General features: G+C 72.2%; 10 protein-coding genes. 3 read left to right on the forward strand and 7 right to left on the reverse strand.

Translation table 11 applies throughout. The features are described from left to right. Nucleotides 1–87: 87 nt before the first annotated feature. Nucleotides 88–1,602 carry a xanthine dehydrogenase small subunit gene (gene xdhA / locus ACEN96_RS22505; RefSeq protein WP_495585257.1) on the forward strand — a complete coding sequence of 505 codons (1,515 nt, stop codon included), beginning with the start codon at nucleotides 88–90 and terminating at the stop codon, nucleotides 1,600–1,602. Beyond that, nucleotides 1,599–3,953, forward strand: coding sequence for a xanthine dehydrogenase molybdopterin binding subunit (gene xdhB, locus ACEN96_RS22510; protein ID WP_495585258.1), 2,355 nt, complete (start codon nucleotides 1,599–1,601; stop codon nucleotides 3,951–3,953). Before xdhA ends, xdhB begins: the two co-directional genes overlap by 4 nt. 24 nt (nucleotides 3,954–3,977) lie before the next feature. Here xdhB and ACEN96_RS22515 read toward each other — a convergent pair whose 3' ends face one another. Together ACEN96_RS22515 and ACEN96_RS22520 are read right to left on the reverse strand one after the other, a co-directional pair. Beyond that, complete coding sequence (locus tag ACEN96_RS22515; RefSeq protein WP_495585259.1) at nucleotides 3,978–6,548, reverse strand: DUF2339 domain-containing protein; 2,571 nt, start codon at nucleotides 6,546–6,548, stop codon at nucleotides 3,978–3,980. Between the two features lie 185 nt (nucleotides 6,549–6,733). Beyond that, the gene (locus tag ACEN96_RS22520; protein WP_495585260.1) at nucleotides 6,734–8,791 is read right to left on the reverse strand and encodes a peptidase inhibitor family I36 protein; all 2,058 of its coding nucleotides are present in this window, start codon (nucleotides 8,789–8,791) and stop codon (nucleotides 6,734–6,736) included. A 407-nt stretch (nucleotides 8,792–9,198) separates the two neighbouring features. On the opposite strand from ACEN96_RS22520, the gene ACEN96_RS22525 reads away from it, so the two are divergent. After that, entirely contained in the window at nucleotides 9,199–12,534 is a 3,336-nt protein-coding gene (locus ACEN96_RS22525; RefSeq protein ID WP_495585261.1) for a S41 family peptidase, read from the forward strand. Between the two features lie 30 nt (nucleotides 12,535–12,564). Here the strand turns inward: ACEN96_RS22525 and ACEN96_RS22530 are convergent, their stop codons facing one another. From ACEN96_RS22530 to ACEN96_RS22550, 5 genes are all read right to left on the reverse strand, one after another. Beyond that, nucleotides 12,565–12,969, reverse strand: a complete 405-nt coding sequence (locus ACEN96_RS22530; protein ID WP_495585262.1) for a response regulator — start codon at nucleotides 12,967–12,969, stop codon at nucleotides 12,565–12,567. 147 nt (nucleotides 12,970–13,116) lie between these two features. Continuing rightward, on the reverse strand, nucleotides 13,117–13,467 hold the full coding sequence (locus ACEN96_RS22535; RefSeq protein ID WP_495585263.1) for a GFA family protein: 351 nt from the start codon (nucleotides 13,465–13,467) through the stop codon (nucleotides 13,117–13,119). A gap of 55 nt (nucleotides 13,468–13,522) precedes the next feature. After that, nucleotides 13,523–14,389: an HDOD domain-containing protein gene (locus tag ACEN96_RS22540; protein WP_495585264.1), complete on the reverse strand. Its 867-nt coding sequence runs from the start codon at nucleotides 14,387–14,389 to the stop codon at nucleotides 13,523–13,525. A gap of 47 nt (nucleotides 14,390–14,436) precedes the next feature. Continuing rightward, nucleotides 14,437–15,168, reverse strand: a complete 732-nt coding sequence (locus ACEN96_RS22545) for a Crp/Fnr family transcriptional regulator (RefSeq protein WP_495585265.1) — start codon at nucleotides 15,166–15,168, stop codon at nucleotides 14,437–14,439. Between the two features lie 150 nt (nucleotides 15,169–15,318). Beyond that, nucleotides 15,319–16,653 (reverse strand): glycerate kinase type-2 family protein, encoded by a 1,335-nt coding sequence (locus ACEN96_RS22550; protein WP_495585266.1) that lies wholly within the window; start codon nucleotides 16,651–16,653, stop codon nucleotides 15,319–15,321. Nucleotides 16,654–16,674: the final 21 nt, after the last annotated feature.

Below are 16,674 nucleotides of genomic sequence, written 5' to 3' on the forward strand. Positions count from 1 at the left end.
AATCGCATATAGAGGCTATATGCGCGATCGTATAACCATGGAGAAGCCGCAGGAGTACCGTTCGGGGTAATTGCATTCGCCGCTCCCATGACCACTCCCCGTCCCATCCGATTCGTCCACCAGGGCCAAGTGAGGTCCGTCTCCGGCCTCCCGCCCACGACCACGGTGCTGCAGTACCTGCGCGAGCACGCCCGCTGCGCCGGTACCAAGGAAGGCTGCGCCGAAGGCGACTGCGGCGCCTGCACGGTGCTGATCGGCGAGCTGGACGCCGAGGGCCAGGCGGTCGAGCTGCGCAACGTCAACGCCTGCATCCAGTTCCTGCCGATGCTCGATGGCAAGGCGCTGCTGACGGTCGAGGACCTGGGGGGCAGCGCCGATCTGAATCCGGTGCAGCAGGCGCTGGTCGACTGCCACGGCTCGCAATGCGGCTTCTGCACGCCGGGCTTCGCGATGACGATGCAGGCCCTTTACGAACGCCATCAGGCGGCGGGGACGCGGCCGCGGCGCCAGGAACTGGCGGACGACCTCGCCGGCAATCTGTGCCGCTGCACCGGCTACCGGCCGATCCTCGACGCCGGCGAACGCATGTTCGACGCGCCCGCCCGCGTCCTCGACCGCGCACCGCTCGCCCAGGCGCTGCGGGCACTGAGCGCCGACCCGCCGCTGCACTACGAGGCGCCCTCGCGCGTCGGCGCGCCGCAACGCGTCTTCGCGCCGCGCTCGGCCGATGAGCTGGCCGCGCTGCGCGAGGCGATGCCGCAGGCGCGCCTGGTCGCCGGGGCGACCGATGTCGGCCTGTGGGTCAACAAGCAGCAGCGCGAACTTGGCGACGTGATCCTCACCGGCCGCGTCGACGAACTGCGCCGCATCGAGGCCGGCCCCGAGGGCGCGCTGCGCATCGGCGCGGCGGCCTCGCTGGAGGACGCCTGGGCCGCGCTCACCGCGCGGGTGCCGGCGCTGCGCGAGCTGTGGCTGCGCTTCGCGTCGCCGCCGGTGCGGCACGCCGGCACGCTGGGCGGCAACATCGCCAACGGCTCGCCGATCGGCGACGGCGCGCCCGCGCTGATCGCGCTCGGCGCCCGCATCGCGCTGCGGCGCGGCGCCTCGCGGCGCACGCTGCCGCTCGAGGACTTCTACCTCGACTACATGAAGAACGCGCTCGAACCCGGGGAGTTCGTCGAGGCGCTCGAGGTCCCCGCCCTGCCCGCCGGCACGCGGCTGCGCGGCTACAAGCTGGCCAAGCGCTACGACAGCGACATCTCCGCCGTCTGCGCGGTGCTGAGCCTGCGGCTGGAGGACGGCGTGGCGCGTGAGGCGCGCTTCGCCTTCGGCGGCATGGCCGCGATCGTCAAGCGCGCGCCGAAGGCGGAAGCCGCCGTGAACGGCCAGGCCTGGGACGAAGCCGCCGCGATCGCCGCCGCGCGGGCGCTGCGCGAGGACTTCCAGCCGATGACCGACCTGCGCGCCAGCGCCGCCTACCGCGAGCGCGCGGCGGCCAACCTGATCCGGCGCTTCTGGCTGGAGACGCGCGCCAACGCGCCGCTCGCCGCCGAGGCCGCCAGCGTCTGGCAGGCCATCAACCTGCAGCGGAGCGTCGCATGAACAAGCCGCTGGACTTCCCGGTCGACGTGACCGCCGCGCCGGCGCTGCAACCGCAGGTCGGCGTCAGCCGCGCGCACGAGGCCGCCCACCTGCACGTCAGCGGCGAGGCGCTCTACACCGACGACATCGCCGAGGCCCACGGCACGCTGCATGCGGCGCTGGGCCTGTCGCCGCTGGCGCACGGGACGCTGCTGTCCGTCGACGTCGAACTGCTGCGGCGCCAGCCCGGCGTGGTCGCGGTGCTGACCGCGGCGGACATTCCCGGCGACAACAACTGCGGCCCGCTGGTCCACGACGATCCCATCCTGGCCGACGGCCAGCTGCGTTACGTCGGCCAGCCGGTCTACGCGGTGATCGCCACCGATCGCGAACTGGCGCGCCGCGCCGCGGCGATGGCCAGGCAGGCGATCGCCGCGACGCCGCTGCCCGCGGTGCTGACCGCGCGCGAGGCCCATGCCATCGGGCAATACGTCATCCCGCCGATGCATCTCTCGCGCGGCGACGCCGCGGCGGCGCTGGCGGCGGCGCCGCACCGGCTCGACGGCGAATGGGCCGTCGGCGGACAGGAGCAGTTCTACCTCGAGGGCCAGATCAGCTACGCGCTGCCGCAGGAGAACCAATCGCTGCTGCTGCACTGCTCGACGCAGCATCCGTCGGAGATGCAGCAGCTGGTCGCGCACGCGATGGGCTGGCAGTCGCACCAGGTCACGGTGCAATGCCGGCGCATGGGGGGCGGTTTCGGCGGCAAGGAATCGCAGTCGGCGCTCTTCGCCTGCGTCGCGGCCATCGCGGCCAGCCGCCTGCGCCGCCCGGTCAAGCTGCGCGTCGACCGCGACGACGACTTCCTGATCACCGGCCGGCGCCATGGCTTCGACTACCGCTGGTCGGTCGGCTTCGACGACGAGGGGCGCATCCTCGGCGCCGAGATCGACCTGATCTCCAACTGCGGCCACAGCGCCGATCTCTCGGCGCCGGTGATGGCGCGCGCGCTCTGCCACTTCGACAACGCCTACTGGCTGCCCCACGTGGCGATGCATGGCTACGGCGCGAAGACGAACACCCAGAGCAACACGGCCTTCCGCGGCTTCGGCGGACCGCAGGGCGCGCTCGCGATCGAGATGATCCTGGACGGCGTCGCGCGGCGGCTGGGGCTCGATCCGCTGCTGGTGCGGCAGCGCAATTTCTATCGCGAGGGCCAGGACCTCACGCCCTACGGGCAGCGCGTCGAGGACAACCTGATCCAGCCGCTGACGGACCGCCTGGTCGAGACCTCCGGCTACCACGCGCGGCGCGCCGAGATCGCCGCCTTCAACGCGGCGAATCCGGTGCTCAAGCGCGGCCTCGCGCTGACGCCGGTGAAGTTCGGCATCTCGTTCAACGTCGTGCACCTGAACCAGGCCGGCGCGCTGGTGCATGTCTACACCGACGGCTCGGTGCTGGTGAACCACGGCGGCACCGAGATGGGCCAGGGACTCAACACCAAGGTCGCGCAGGTGGTGGCGCACGAACTCGGCATCCCGGCCGCGCAGGTGCGCGCCAGCGCCACCGACACCAGCAAGGTCGCCAACACCTCGGCGACGGCGGCGTCCACCGGCTCGGACCTGAACGGCAAGGCGGCGCAGGACGCGGCGCGCAGGATCCGGCAGCGGCTGCAGCCGCTGGCGGCGCGGCTGCTGGGCTGCGGCGAGGACGCCCTCGTCTTCGATGGCGGCGAGGTGCGCGCCGCCGGCGGCGCCGCGGCGATCGGCTTCCAGGAACTGGTCGCGAAGGCCTACCTGGAGCGCATCCAGCTCTGGAGCGACGGCTTCTACGCGACGCCCGGCCTGCATTGGGATCGCGCGAAGCTGCAGGGCCATCCGTTCTTCTATTACGCCTTCGGCGCGGCGGTGGCGGAGGTGCTCGTGGACACGCTGACCGGCGAGACCCGGGTGCTGCGCGCCGACGTGCTGCATGACGCCGGGCAGTCGCTGAATCCGGCGCTGGACATCGGCCAGGTGGAGGGCGCGTTCGTGCAGGGCCAGGGCTGGCTCACCAGCGAGGAGCTGGTGTGGCACCCGCAGTCCGGCCTGCTGCTGACCCATGCGCCGAGCACCTACAAGATCCCGACGGCCAACGACATGCCGCGCGATTTCCGCGTCGCGCTCTACGACGCGCCGAACGCGAAGGACAGCATCCATCGCTCGAAGGCCGTCGGCGAGCCGCCGCTGCTGCTGCCGTTCTCGGTGCTGCTGGCGATCAAGGACGCGGTCGCGGCCTGTGGCCCCCAGCGCTGCGATCCGCCGCTGCGCGCGCCGGCCACGCCGGAGGCGGTGCTGGACGCGGTGGAGGCGGCGCGGGCCGCCGTCAGCTAGCCGCCGTAGCCGCCGTAGCCGCCATCAGCTGGCCGCGGGGCCACTTGCCTCGCGGCCCGGCGGCTGCGGCGCCAGGTAGCCGGCCAGCAGGAACAGCGCGCCCATGCCCAGCAGGCTGCCGACGATGCCCATCGGCGACAGCGCCAGGCTGCCCAGCGACAGCAGCAGCTTGACCATCGCGCCGGCGCAGACCACGGCCGACACCTGCCACGCGAGGCGGCGGCCGCCGCGCGCGCTCAGGAACAGGCAGCTCACGCCGACGGCGGCCAGCGCCACCGGCAACAGATAGCTGCGCCACGCGAGCTCGAAGGCCTGGGCCGGCGAATCGGTGAGGCCTCGCGCCACGACGTAGCCCACGGCCACGGCCGCCGCCGCGACGGCCACCTGGCGCGCCTGCGCGGGCACGCCGTCGCCGAGCTTCCACCAGGTCAGCAGCGCCGCGTAGAAGGCGGCGCCGGACAGCATCCAGACCAGCGCGCCGGACGATGCGGCCAGCAGCAGCGGGAGCGAGGCACCGATCAGCGCGGCATGCGCGGCGCTCGCGGGCGTGAGCTGAGCCGCGGCATCCGGCGGGGTGTCGGCGCGCAGCCGGCCCAGCACGTGGGCGAAGACCGCGGTGCCCGTCACCGCCAGCAGCGCCACCACGGCGGCGCTCGCATCGAGCGCGAAGGCCACCAGCGCCGGCAGCAGATGGAGGTTGCACAGCAGCGCCTTGGCGAGCTCCGCCGCGCGGCCGCTGATCGGCCGGCGCATCGAGGCCATCGCCATGACGGCGCCGGCCACGGACGGCATCACCAGCGCCGAGAGGCCCAGCACGCGAGGCAGCGCCGGCAACATCGGCAGCATCGACAGCCAACCCAGCGCGAGCACCACGGCGTAGATCCGCGGCACCAGAACGCTCGTCGTGCGTTCGACGCCACTCGCCGGCCTGTTCAGCACGTACGCGAGCACGGTCGCGGACAGCATGACCAGCACGAACACCGGCACCGCATCCATCGTCAGGCCGGCATGGCGGTATGAGAACGCGGCCGCGGCGGCGACCGTGACGCTCGCGGCCAGTCCGGCGTCGGTCGCGCGGTCCACGCGCGCCATCCGCAGGGACAGCGCGAGCCCCGCCAGCAGCAGCATCGCGGCCGGCCACCAGCCGGGCAGCAGCAGCACGTTGATCGCGCCCAGCAGCATCAGCCCGCGCGCGACCACACGCCGCAGGCGCGACTGGCTGCCCGTGGCCAGCATCAGGATCGCGCCCTCGGCGAACAGGCCCAGGCTGGAGACCGAGGTCGCGAGCTCGTTCTGCGCCAGGCCGACGGCCACGCTCAGCGCGCTCAGCACCCAGGCTGTCTCGCGCAGCGCCTGCAGCGGGAAGCCGCGCACCGTCAGCGCGCCCAGCGCCGCGGCGGTGACGAAGGCAACGGCCGTGAAGGCGTTCGGCGTCAGCAGCCAGCCCTCCATCGCGAGGAAGACCACCACCGTCATCGAGAAGCAGGCGCTGACGATGGGCGTCTCATGGGCTCGCGCCTGGGCGCCGGCGCGATCGGCCGCCGCCGCGCCTTGCAGCCGGCGATGCGCCCACGCGAGCGTCCAGCCCGAGAACTGCGCCAGGTACGCGAGCAGCAGCCCCTGCTGCTGCCACGCGGGCAGCGCCGGCTCATGGGACGCCGCCGCCCAGGCCAGCGATGCCAGGCCGGCCGCGCAGACATGGGCATGGATGCCGATCTCCAGCCAACGTCGATGCAGGCTCACCCAGAGCGCGAAGGCGGTGACGATCAATCCGTAGCCGAGGTTGAACAGCAGCCCCGCATGACCGTAGAGGGCCAGCAGCGGCGCGGCATAGGCGCCGAGGAAGCCCACGCCGGCGAGGACCTTGGCGTCCTCCTTCAGCGCGCGATGGACCAGCGCGCCCGAGATCGCGGCGAACAGCGCCAGCGCGGCGGAGGGCGGCAGGACTTCATAACCCGACGAACCCACGTAGGTCGCGAGGTAGCCGATGGCCGCCGCTCCGCCCTGCACCACCTGACCCCACAGGCCATTGCGGGCGCTCAGCCGCACGCCGGCGAAGCCGAGCACGGCCGCGGCGGCCCACGCGAGCGAGACCTTGGCGATCGGGGGCAACAGATGGCCCCATTCGATCGAGCGGAACAGCACCACGAAGCCCAGCAGCAGCAGCACGACGCCGGCGACGGCGAACAGGTTGCGGCGCAGCAGGTCGAAGAGCGAGACCTGCCATTGCGGCGGACCCGCCGGCGCGGGGCTCGGTGTCACCGGCGTCTGTGGCATCACCGGCGGCGCGGCGGGAGCAGCGGGAGCAGCGGGAGCGGCGGGAGCAGCGGAAGCGGCGGAAGCGGCGGAAGCGACCGGAACGATGGGAGCGGGAGGATCCACGCTCACCGGTATCGCGGGTGCGACGGGCGCGGGCGCCCTCGCCGGCTCGATCGCCGAGGGCATGCCGGCCGGCGCGGCCTGCCCCTTCGCGCGGGCGATGGCATCGGCCTCGAGCCGCTCCTCCAGCCGCCGCACGCGCTGCTTGGTCGCGGCGAGCTGCGACCAGAGGTAGCCGATGGCGGTCACCACCAGAAAGAGTTCGAGGATGTCCATGACGGGGTCGCGAGCGCGGATCGGAGAACGGCCCGGAGTGTCCGCCAGCGCCGTGCCGCGTCAATGGACGAAAGTCCTCGGGTCTCGCCGGACGCCACCGGCGGTCGCTCCTGGCTCGCCCGCCCCGCTGAAACGGCGACGCCCCGCGCGAGGCGGGGCGTTCTGTCGTCAGCGCGAACGCGCGGTCAGCGGCTCAGCTCGATGCGCTGCGCGTTCAGGCCGTCGGAGACGATGAACTCGAAGCGGCCGCCGGCCGGCAGCTCGTTCGTGTCCAGCGTCACCTCGCCGCCCTGCAGGTCCTGCGCCAGGTTCAGGCGGCGCGTGCCGTCCGTCCAGGTCACGCTCAGGAACGGCACGGCATCCGCATCCCAGCGCAGCGTGGCCTTGCCGCCGGCTTCCTTCACCTGCACCTGCGCGCGGCTGGTGCCGGCGGCCAGCGCCTTCTGGCGGGCGTTGGTCACCCGCGCCTGGGCCTGCGCCAGCGTCGCGCCATCGCGCAGCACGCTGATGCCGACGATGTTGTCGGCCTTGGGCACCAGCACGCTGAAGTGCAGCTGGTCGCCATCATGGTCCAGCGCCTGGGCCGCGAAGGCGTAGTCCTTCACGTCGCCGCCCGAGGTCTGCACGCGCAGCACGTACGGGCCGCCGACCGCATCCGGCCTGGCCACCAGCGTCTTGACCGGATTGATCTCGACCTGACGGCCGCGGATGCTGCCGCTGACCAGCAGCACGTCCTGCGCCACCGCCTTGCCGTCGCCGTCCGCGGAGGCGGCGCCCTTGACCGCCGCGCCGGCCGCCACCGCGTCCGACGGCGTCAGGAAGGTCTGCATGCGGCGGTAGTTGTAGTCGGAGAACACCGTGCCGCCGCAGTAGCTCATGATGTCGTGGCGGTCGGTCGGGCGCGGGTCGTAGAACGCGTTGACGTCCGACAGGTAGCTCCAGATGTAGCGGCCCGGCTTGCCCAGGTTGGCGTCCGGGTACGGGTAGTTGGGATCCGGCGAGCCCGCGCCGCCGCAGGCCGCGTGCGGCAGCGAGAAGTTGTGGCCCAGCTCGTGCGCGACGACGTCGCGCACCGTGTCCGGGCTGCTCGGCATGTCGAAGCCCACCGCCGAGGTGCCGGGCACGTAGCCCAGGCCCGCCAGGCCCCAGGTGCGCTTGGGGATGAAGCCGAAGTAGTAGTCCTGGCGCGCGGCGCCCTCGATGCGGTGCAGGTCGTTGAGCTCGCCCAGGATCTTGCCGAAGGCATCGCTCCAGCCCGAGTCCGTGGTCGGCAGCGTGGTCACCTTGGACGACACGAAGGCCGGGTGCGAGCGCAGCGTCACCGACGACACCGGGAACAGCGCGCGCAGGTGCGCGGTCTGGTCGGCCGGCAACTGGCCGGTGGTGCCGGCGATGCGCACCGAGATCGGGATGAAGCGCATCGCGGTGCCGCCGCCCACGCGCGGCGCGAAGCTCTGCGCCGCCGCGCCGGCCACGTTCACCGTGACCTTCAGGCCGGTCTTCACCAGCTCGGCCGGCACGGTGACGCTGTAGGCGTCGTCCAAGGACTGCGTGTCCGAGACCGTCGTGGGCAGGCCGCGGCGCGGCGCCGTCAGCGCCAGGTCGCGGCTGGTGCCGTCGGCGGTGTTGTCGACGCGCACGGTGCCGGCCGGCACGGCGGTGCCCGCCGGCGCGGTCACGTTGACCTTGAGCAGCGCCGGCTTGTTGGCCACCAGCACCAGCTGCGCGTCGCCGCTGCCGTACAGCATGGACTGCGCGAACTGCACCGAGGCCAGCGTCACCTTGGACGGCACGGCCGGCGGCGTCACGCGTATCGAGGAAACCGCGTCGTTCAGGCCGGCGCCGGTCAGGTTGGCGTTGTCCGCCGTCAGCGTCACCGACGCGCCGCGGAAGTTCAGTTCCGCGAACAGCTCGACCTTGTAGCCGGCCGGCACGCGGACCGAGGAGATGCGGTCGTTCCAGGTCTCGCCAACCCAGCTCGTCGTGAAGTTGCGGCACACGCTGGCGCCGCCGAAGTTGGCGTGCTCGAAGAAGCAGACCTGCGCCGGCGTGGCCGCTGCCGCGGCCACCGCGGCCGCGCCCGATGCCGCGGTGGCGCCGCCCGGCAGGCGCGCCTCCTGCACGGCCGCGTCGGAGGATGCGCCACCGCCGCCGCAACCGGCGAGCACGCCGGCCAGCGCCAGCGACAAGGCCAGCGGATGCAGGCGCAGAGCGCCGTCCGGGCGCGTCGAGGTGATCGTCATGGAAACCGTCCTTCGGGAAAGTGGTTCTCGGAATGGGGCGAGGTCCGCCGCGGCGCGACGCCGGCGGCGGCGGACCTCGAGGGCGGCGGATTATTCGGAGGGCGCCCCGCACCACCGGCAACCGAAGGCGCCGATTCGTAAGCACGCGAACGCGGTTTCCCGCACGCAGCGCTTCACAAGCCAGACAAGCAGCGCAACGGCGTGCAACGGCCGGTTGCACTCGATACGCCGCGCGCGTCCCTGATTCAGGGGAAGTCTCCGGGGAAGCCATGAAAGCGGTTGCGGAGCCCGTCGCGCGAGCCTTCACGCCGTGTCCACGGCGTCTTCATGCGGCCCCATCCATGACTGGCGCCACCCCGGGTCCTCGCGCCTAGACTGCCCGCCATCCCCAGCTTCCACGCCTGCCCATGAGACTCCAGCTCGCGACCCTTGTCCTGGCGGCGGTGACCGCCATTTCCGGCGCCCAGGCGCAGACGCCCGCCGCCGCGCTCGGTCCGCTGACGGATCCGCTGTGGCTGCGCCAGCCGGCGATCTCGCCCGATGGCCGCCAGATCGCCTTCACGTTCCAGGGCAACCTGTTCCTGGTCGGCAGCGACGGCGGCACCGCGCGCGTGCTGGTGGCCAACGGCCATCACACGACCGCGCCGGTCTGGTCGCCCGATGGCCGCGCCCTCGCCTACGCATCCAACCTGCACGGCAACAACGACGTCTTCATCGTCTCGGCGGACGGCGGCCCCTCGCGGCGCCTGACGGCGCACTCCGCGCCGGAGCTGCCGATCGCGTTCACGCCGGACGGACGCTCGGTGCTGTTCTCGGCGCAGCGCCAGGACACGGCCGGCAGCCTCGCGTTCCCGGTCTCCGCGATGGGCGAGCTCTACCAGGTGAAGGTCGACGGCGGCCGCCGGCCCGAGCAGCTGTTCAGCGATCCGGCCCTGGCCGGCCGCTACGACAAGGCGGGCACGCGGCTCGTCTACGAGGACTGGAAGGGCTACGAGAACGCCTTCCGCAAGCATCACCAGTCGCCGGTGGCGCACGACCTCTGGCTGTGGGACGCCCGCACCGGCCAGCATCGCAAGCTGACCGCCAGCGGCGGCGAGAACCGCAACCCGGTGTGGTCGCCGGACGAGCGCTCCATCTACTTCCTCAGCGAGCGCAGCGGCTCCTTCAACGTCTGGAAGATGCCGGTGGACCAGCCCGACGCGGCGCGCCAGATCACGCACTTCACGCGCAATCCGGTGCGCTTCCTGTCGGTGGCCGCGGACGGCACGCTGTCCTTCGGCTTCGACGGCGAGCTGTACACGATGGCCGGCGACGACGCCACGCCCAGGAAGCTGAGCGTGCGCATCGCCGCCGATGCGCTGGCATCCAGCGTGGAGCAGCTCAAGCTCTCCGAAGGCGTCACCGACATGGCGCCCAGCCCCGATGGCAGCGAGGTGGCGCTGGTCGTGCGGGGTCAGGTCTTCGTCGCGTCGGCGGAGTTCGGCAACACGCGCCGCATCACCGACGGACCCGGACAGAAGCGTTCGGTGAGCTTCAGCCCGGATGGACGCAAGCTGGTCTACGCCTGCGAGCAGGACGGCCATTGGCGCCTGTGCGAGTCGGCCATCACCGGCGACAAGAAGGACGCGCCCAACTTCTTCAACGCGCCGCGCATCGGCACGCGGGTGCTGCTCGACAGCACGCATCAGAACTTCCAGCCCCGCTATTCGCCGGACGGCCGGCAGGTCGCCTACCTGCAGGACCGCGCCGCGCTGCACGTGCTGGACGTCGCCTCGGGCAAGACGCGCGAGGTGCTGTCCAGCGAGTGGAACTACTCCTACGAGGACGGCGATCAGGCCTTCGACTGGGCGCCCGACGGCAAGAGCCTGCTGGTGCAGTTCGTCGACCGCAACCGCTGGGGCGCGGAGGTCGGCATCGTGCCCGCGGACGGCAGCGGCAAGCTGGTCAACCTGACGCAGAGCGGCTACGACGACCTGCATCCGCTGTTCGGGCGGCAGGGCCGGATGATGATCTGGCGGAGCGATCGCCAGGGCCTGCATGGCACCGGCGGTGGCGCGCGCAGCGATGCCGACGTCTTCGGCATGTTCCTGACCCGGGCCGCCTACGACCGCTTCAAGCTCGACAAGGCCGAGTACGCCCAGCTCAAGGCGCGCGAGGACGAGGAGAAGAAGGAGGCGGAAAAGAAGGAAGAGAAGAAGGACACCGGCCGCAAGGCCCCCGGCAAGGGCGAGGACGCGAAGGCGCCGCCGGTCGCGCCGGTGGTGATCGAGCAGGAAGGGCTCGAGGACCGCGTCGTCCGCCTGACGACGGCCTCCGGCGACATCCAGGACTACGCGCTGACGCCGGATGGCGAGCAGCTGTTCTACGTCGCCAGGGCCGGCGAAGGCTTCGAGGTCCAGCAGGTCCGTCTGCGCGACAAGGAGACGCGCCGCGTGGGCGCGATGCCGCCGGCACCGGGCCGGCATGAGGGCGACGCCGTTGCGCTGTGGCTGGACGCCAAGGGCGAGAACGGCTTCGTGATGGCCGGCGGCCGCGTGCAGCGGTTCAAGGTCCCGGGCGGCGACGGCAAGGGCGAGCTCAAGATGGAGCCGGTGAACTTCAGCGCGGAGCTGCGCGTCGATCACGTCGCCGAGCGCCGGCAGATGTTCGACCACGCCTGGCGGCAGACGCTGGAGAAGCTCTACGTGCAGGACATGGGGAAGGTGGACTGGGCCGGCTATCGCCAGGTCTATGAGCGCCAGCTGCCCTTCGTCGCCGACGGCACCGACTTCGCGGAGCTGCTCAGCGAGATGCTGGGCGAGCTCGACGTCTCGCACACCGGCAGCGGCTACCGGCCGCCGCCCAGCGGCGATGCGACGGCCTCGCTCGGCGTGCTCTACGACCCGCGCCACCAGGGCGCGGGCGCGAAGATCGCGCAGGTGCTCGAGGGCGGGCCGCTGGACACGGCGGATCACCGCCTCAAGGCCGGCATGCTGATCGAGGCCATCGACGGCGTGGCCATCGCGGCGGGCGCGGAGTTCGACTCGCTGCTCAACCTCAAGGCCGGCAAGCAGGTGGCCATCGAGTGGCGCGATCCGGCGACGGGCCAGCATGGCGCGCGCACGCTCAAGGCGATCAGCCTCAAGGACGAAGAGGAGCTGCTCTACAAGCGCTGGGTGCGCCGCGAGCGGGCCGAGGTGGACCGGCTGTCAGGCGGCCGCCTGGGCTACGTGCACGTGCGCGGCATGGACGACGAGAGCTACCGGCAGGTCTACGCGGACGCGCTGGGCCGGGCCAGCGGCAAGGAGGCCCTGATCGTGGACACCCGCTTCAACGGCGGCGGCGACCTGCATGACGCGCTGTCGACGCTGCTGTCGGGCCGGTCCTACCTGGAGTACCTGCCGCGCGGCCAGAGCCTGGGCTGGGAGCCGGCCGGCCGCTGGAGCCGGCCGTCGGTGGTGCTGATCAGCGAGAGCAACTACTCGGACGCCCATCTGTTCCCGTGGACCTACAAGCACCTGGGCATCGGACAGCTCGTCGGCATGCCGGTGGCCGGCACCGGCACGGCGGTGTGGTGGGAGACGCTGCAGGACGGCGCCACCTACTTCGGCATTCCGGAGGTGGGCTTCCGCGCCAGGAACGGCGAGTTCATGGAACGCGCCCGCATCACGCCGGACATCGAGGTCGCCAACGACAAGGCGAAGCTGGACCAGGGTCAGGACCAGCAGCTGGAGGCGGCGGTGAAGGCGCTGCTCAAGCGCTGAAGCGCGGCGCGGACCGCGGGCGCGGTCCGCTCAGAGGCTGTGCGCCTTGATGCGCGAGCGGCCGAAGGTCACCGGCGCGTGCGCCAGCACGCTCAAGGCCTGGACCAGGCGGTCCAGGTCGAGGGTCTTGTCGTAGAAGCCGTCCAGGCCGGCGGCCAGGCATTGGGGGCCGAACTCCGCCTCGTCGGCGGCGGTGACCGCGTAGGCGGTGCCTTCGAAGCCGGCGGCGCGCAGGCGCTCCAGCACGGAGAAGCCGCTGCCGCGGGCCAGGTCGAGCTCGGTCAGCACCACGTCCGGCCCGCACAGCGCGGCGGCGAGCACGGCCTGGTTCTCATCCGCCGCCTGGGCGACGACGGTCGCGCCGGGCACTTCGCGCAGGCGCTTGCACAGGTGCCTGCGGAAGGCATCCGAGGGATCGACGAGCAGGATCTTCATGGGGTGTGAGGGCGCTTCGACGGGCGTGGACCGCATTCTTGGGATCGGTCCGGCGCCGGGCAATCGGCGATTGCTGGAGCGCCGTGTAGGCCAACGACCTACAAGGCCTTCACAGGCGCCACGGGCGGTAAAAAGTCCGCCGCGGCCTCACATGTCCCGGCCGTTGAAGTGCGTGACGGGCACGCTCTCCAGCTCGATGCCCTCCAGGCAGCGGATGTTGATCGCCGCCATCGCGTTGCCCTTCGGGTCGACGCCGTCGGCATACGGATGGATGCCGCACTCCGGGCAGAAGCGGTGCTTGATCATGTGGCGGTTGAACTCGTAGGTCTTCGCCGCCGCGTCGTCGGTCAGCAGCCGGAACTGCGCCTTCGGCACGAACCACAGCAGCGAGCCCTTGCGCTGGCAGATCGAGCAGTTGCACGCCAGCGCGCCGTCGATCTCCCCGTCCACTTCATACGCCACGCGGCCGCAGTGGCAGCTTCCCTTGTACGTCGTCATGCCGTCTCCGAGCGTTCGAGAACCGTGAAGCCCGCGACCTTACCTCAGCGCGGCCTCACTTGAGCATCAGCTCGACGTCCTGTCCCGGATCTCCGCAGGCATCCAGCCGCAGTCTCAGGAACTCCAGGTCCAGGTGCAGGTGCTCCACCAGCTCCGGCACCGCGAGCTTCACCGCGTCGATGCGGTCCAGCCCCTGGTCGCAGGCGTCGGCGATGACCTCGGCCAGGTGCAGGATCGCCGCCAGCATCGAGAAGGGCCGGATGTCCAGCGGCGCGTTCGCGTCCTTGAAGGCCTCGACCAGGTCGGCCGGGAAATGCCAGTGCGCCGCGAGCGCCGCCGTCACGTCCGCATGGGTGCAGCCGAAGCGGTGCATCTCCAGCGAGAAGCGGCTGCCCGGCTCGGCCGCGTGGGCCTCCACGTCGGTGACCTGGTCCGCCTCGGACATCGCCATCATCAGCTGCCCGGTGCGCAGCATCAGGCCGGCGAGGTAGGCGGTGTCGGCATCGCCCTGCAGCAGCTTGGCCAGCAGCCGCGCATAGCCGGCCGTGCGCACGCTGTGCCGCCAGAAGCGCTGCCGGTCCAGGCCCTTGACCTCCGGGAAGGTCGCCGAGATGCTGGCCGCCATCGCCAGGTTGCGCAGCGTCTCCAGGCCCAGCGCCATCGCCGCGTCCTGCAGCGTGCCGATCGTGTGCGACGGGCTGTAGCGCGCCGAGTTGGCCAGCCGCAGCACCTTGGCCGCGAGCGTGGAGTCCTTGCCGATCAGCTCGGCGATCTGCCCCAGCGAGACACTGTCGTCATCGAGGCTGCGCAGCAGCTTGCGCCCGACCTCGGGCATGACGGGGAGACTGGCGTGTCCCCCGAAGAACCGCTCCGCGCTGGAACTGACGCTGGTGGTCACAGGGGTCGTGCTGGCAATCGTCACGGCAAGCCTCCTTCCAACGCGGACAGGTGGAGGCGAGTCTAAGCTGCTCAGCGGCAGCGCGCCAGCGCCAGCAGCGCCACCCGGTCCAGCAGCCCGATCCGGTAGCCCTGCACCGCCAGCACGCCGCGATCGGCGAGCTGGCGCAGGGTCCGCGAGAAGGTCTCCGGCGAGATCGACAGCTGCGCCGCGACGTCGCGCTTGCGCTCGGCCAGCCGCAGCTCCCCCGCGGCGCCGGCCTGCGCCAGCAGCCAGGCCGCCACCCGGCCGGTCGCGTCCTGCGTCGTCAGGCCGGTGATGGCGTCCTGGGCGTCGCGCAGCCGCGCCGAGACGGCCCGCACCAGCGCCTCCAACACCAGCGGCTGCTGCCGCAGCCACAGCACCGCCATCGCCATCGGCCACTCCATCACCAGCGCGGACGCCGACGCGACGCTGGCGTCGTCTTCATAGCGGCCGTCCAGCCACGCGGTGTGCAGGTCCAGCCACAGCGGCCCGGTCACCGGCGCGCGCGCCGCCACGCGGCCCTCGCACAGCGCGAGCATCGAGACCGCCGCGTCCCCGCGCCGGATCACGCGGTCGCCGGCCCGGCAGCGGCGCACCCGGGCCATGCAGCCCAGCGCGGACCAGCTGTCGGCATCGAGCAGCACGTCGCCCAGCAGCGCGCGCCAGGGGATCGGATGGGCGGGGCCGGGAATCAGCCCGGCGGACGCGGGAAGAAAGGCCGCGCCGGCGGGAGCATCGGCGGGGGCATCGGCGGCAAGGGACGTCAGTTGGGCGCTCACGGGCAATCTCGGAAACCGGGGATGCCGGACTGTCGCGGCACTCGACGGAAATTGCCTTGAGGCTGGTCAACATCCGTTCACTCTTCCCGCCCTCCGCTCGATTGGGGGAGACGCGACAGCTTCGCGTCAGCAAGCGCCGCAACGTGCGCCTCAGCGGATCAGCAGCGCGCGGAAGTCGTTGACGTTGGTCTGCGTCGGCCCGGTCACCAGCAGGTCGCCGAGCGCCTCGAACAGCGCGTAGCCGTTGTTGGCGGCCAGCAGCTCGGCCGGCTTCAGGCCCAGCGCGCGGGCGCGCTGCAGGGTGCTGGGACTGAGGAAGGCGCCGGCGTTGTCCTCGACGCCATCGATGCCGTCGGTGTCCGCGGCCAGCCCCCACACGCCCTCCTGGCCGTCGAGCGCGATCACGCAGCCGAGCACGAACTCGCCGGCGCGGCCGCCGCGGCCGGGCTGCGGGACCAGCGTCACCGTTGTCTCGCCACCGGACAGGAGCAGGCAGGGCCTGGCGAAGGGCTCGCCATGCCGCGCGATCGAGCGCGCCAGCGCCGCATGCACGCGGCCGACGTCGCGCGACTCCCCCTCGATCTCGTCGGACAGCAGGTGCACCGCGAGGCCGAGCGCGCGCGCCGCCTCGGCCGCCGCCAGCAGGCTTTGACGAGGCGCCGCGATGATGCGCTGCTCATGGCCGTCGAAGCAGGCGTCGCCGGGCTTGGGCGTCTCCCACTCGCCGCGCTCGAGCGCCTTGACGGCGCGCGCCGGCAGCGCGATGCGGTAGCGGCGGCAGATCGCCAGCGCCTCGGCGCAGGTGGTCGCGTCGGGCACCGTCGGCCCGGAGGCGATCACCTGCGGGTCGTCGCCCGGCACGTCCGAGATCATCAGCGTCAGCACCTTCGCCGGCGCGCAGGCCGCGGCCAGCCGCCCGCCCTTGATCGCGCTCAGGTGCTTGCGCACGCAGTTCATTTCGCCGATGTTGGCGCCGCTCGCGAGCAGCGCGCGGTTCACCGCCTGTTTGTCGGCGAGCGTCAGTCCCGGCGCCGGCAGCGGCATCAGCGCCGAGCCGCCGCCCGAGATCAGGCAGATCACCTGGTCGTCGGCGGTGGGCTGGAAGTCCCGCACCCGCTGCATCATCCGGGCCGCGGCGCGCTCGCCGGCCGCGTCGGGCACCGGATGCGCGGCCTCGACCATCTCGATGCGCCGCGGCGTGTAATCCGGCGGGATGTGGCCGTAGCGCGTGATCACCAGGCCCGTCAGCGGCGCGTCCTTCGGCCAGGCCGCCTCGAGCGCCTGCGCCATCGAGCCGCCGCCCTTCCCCGCCCCGATCACCAGCGTGCGTCCCTTGGGCACGGGCGGCAGATGGCCGGCGAGGATCTTCCCCGGCAGCGCCCGGTCCACCGCGACGCGGTAGAGGTGGCGCAGCAGCGCGCGGGGATCGTCGAGCAGGGCCGCGGAGTCCGCGGCCCCGGCGGAGGCGTCGTGGGGCTGGCTCATGGACGGCGATTGTGCGGCGGC

This window comes from Roseateles sp. Mitsp63 (assembly GCF_059491535.1).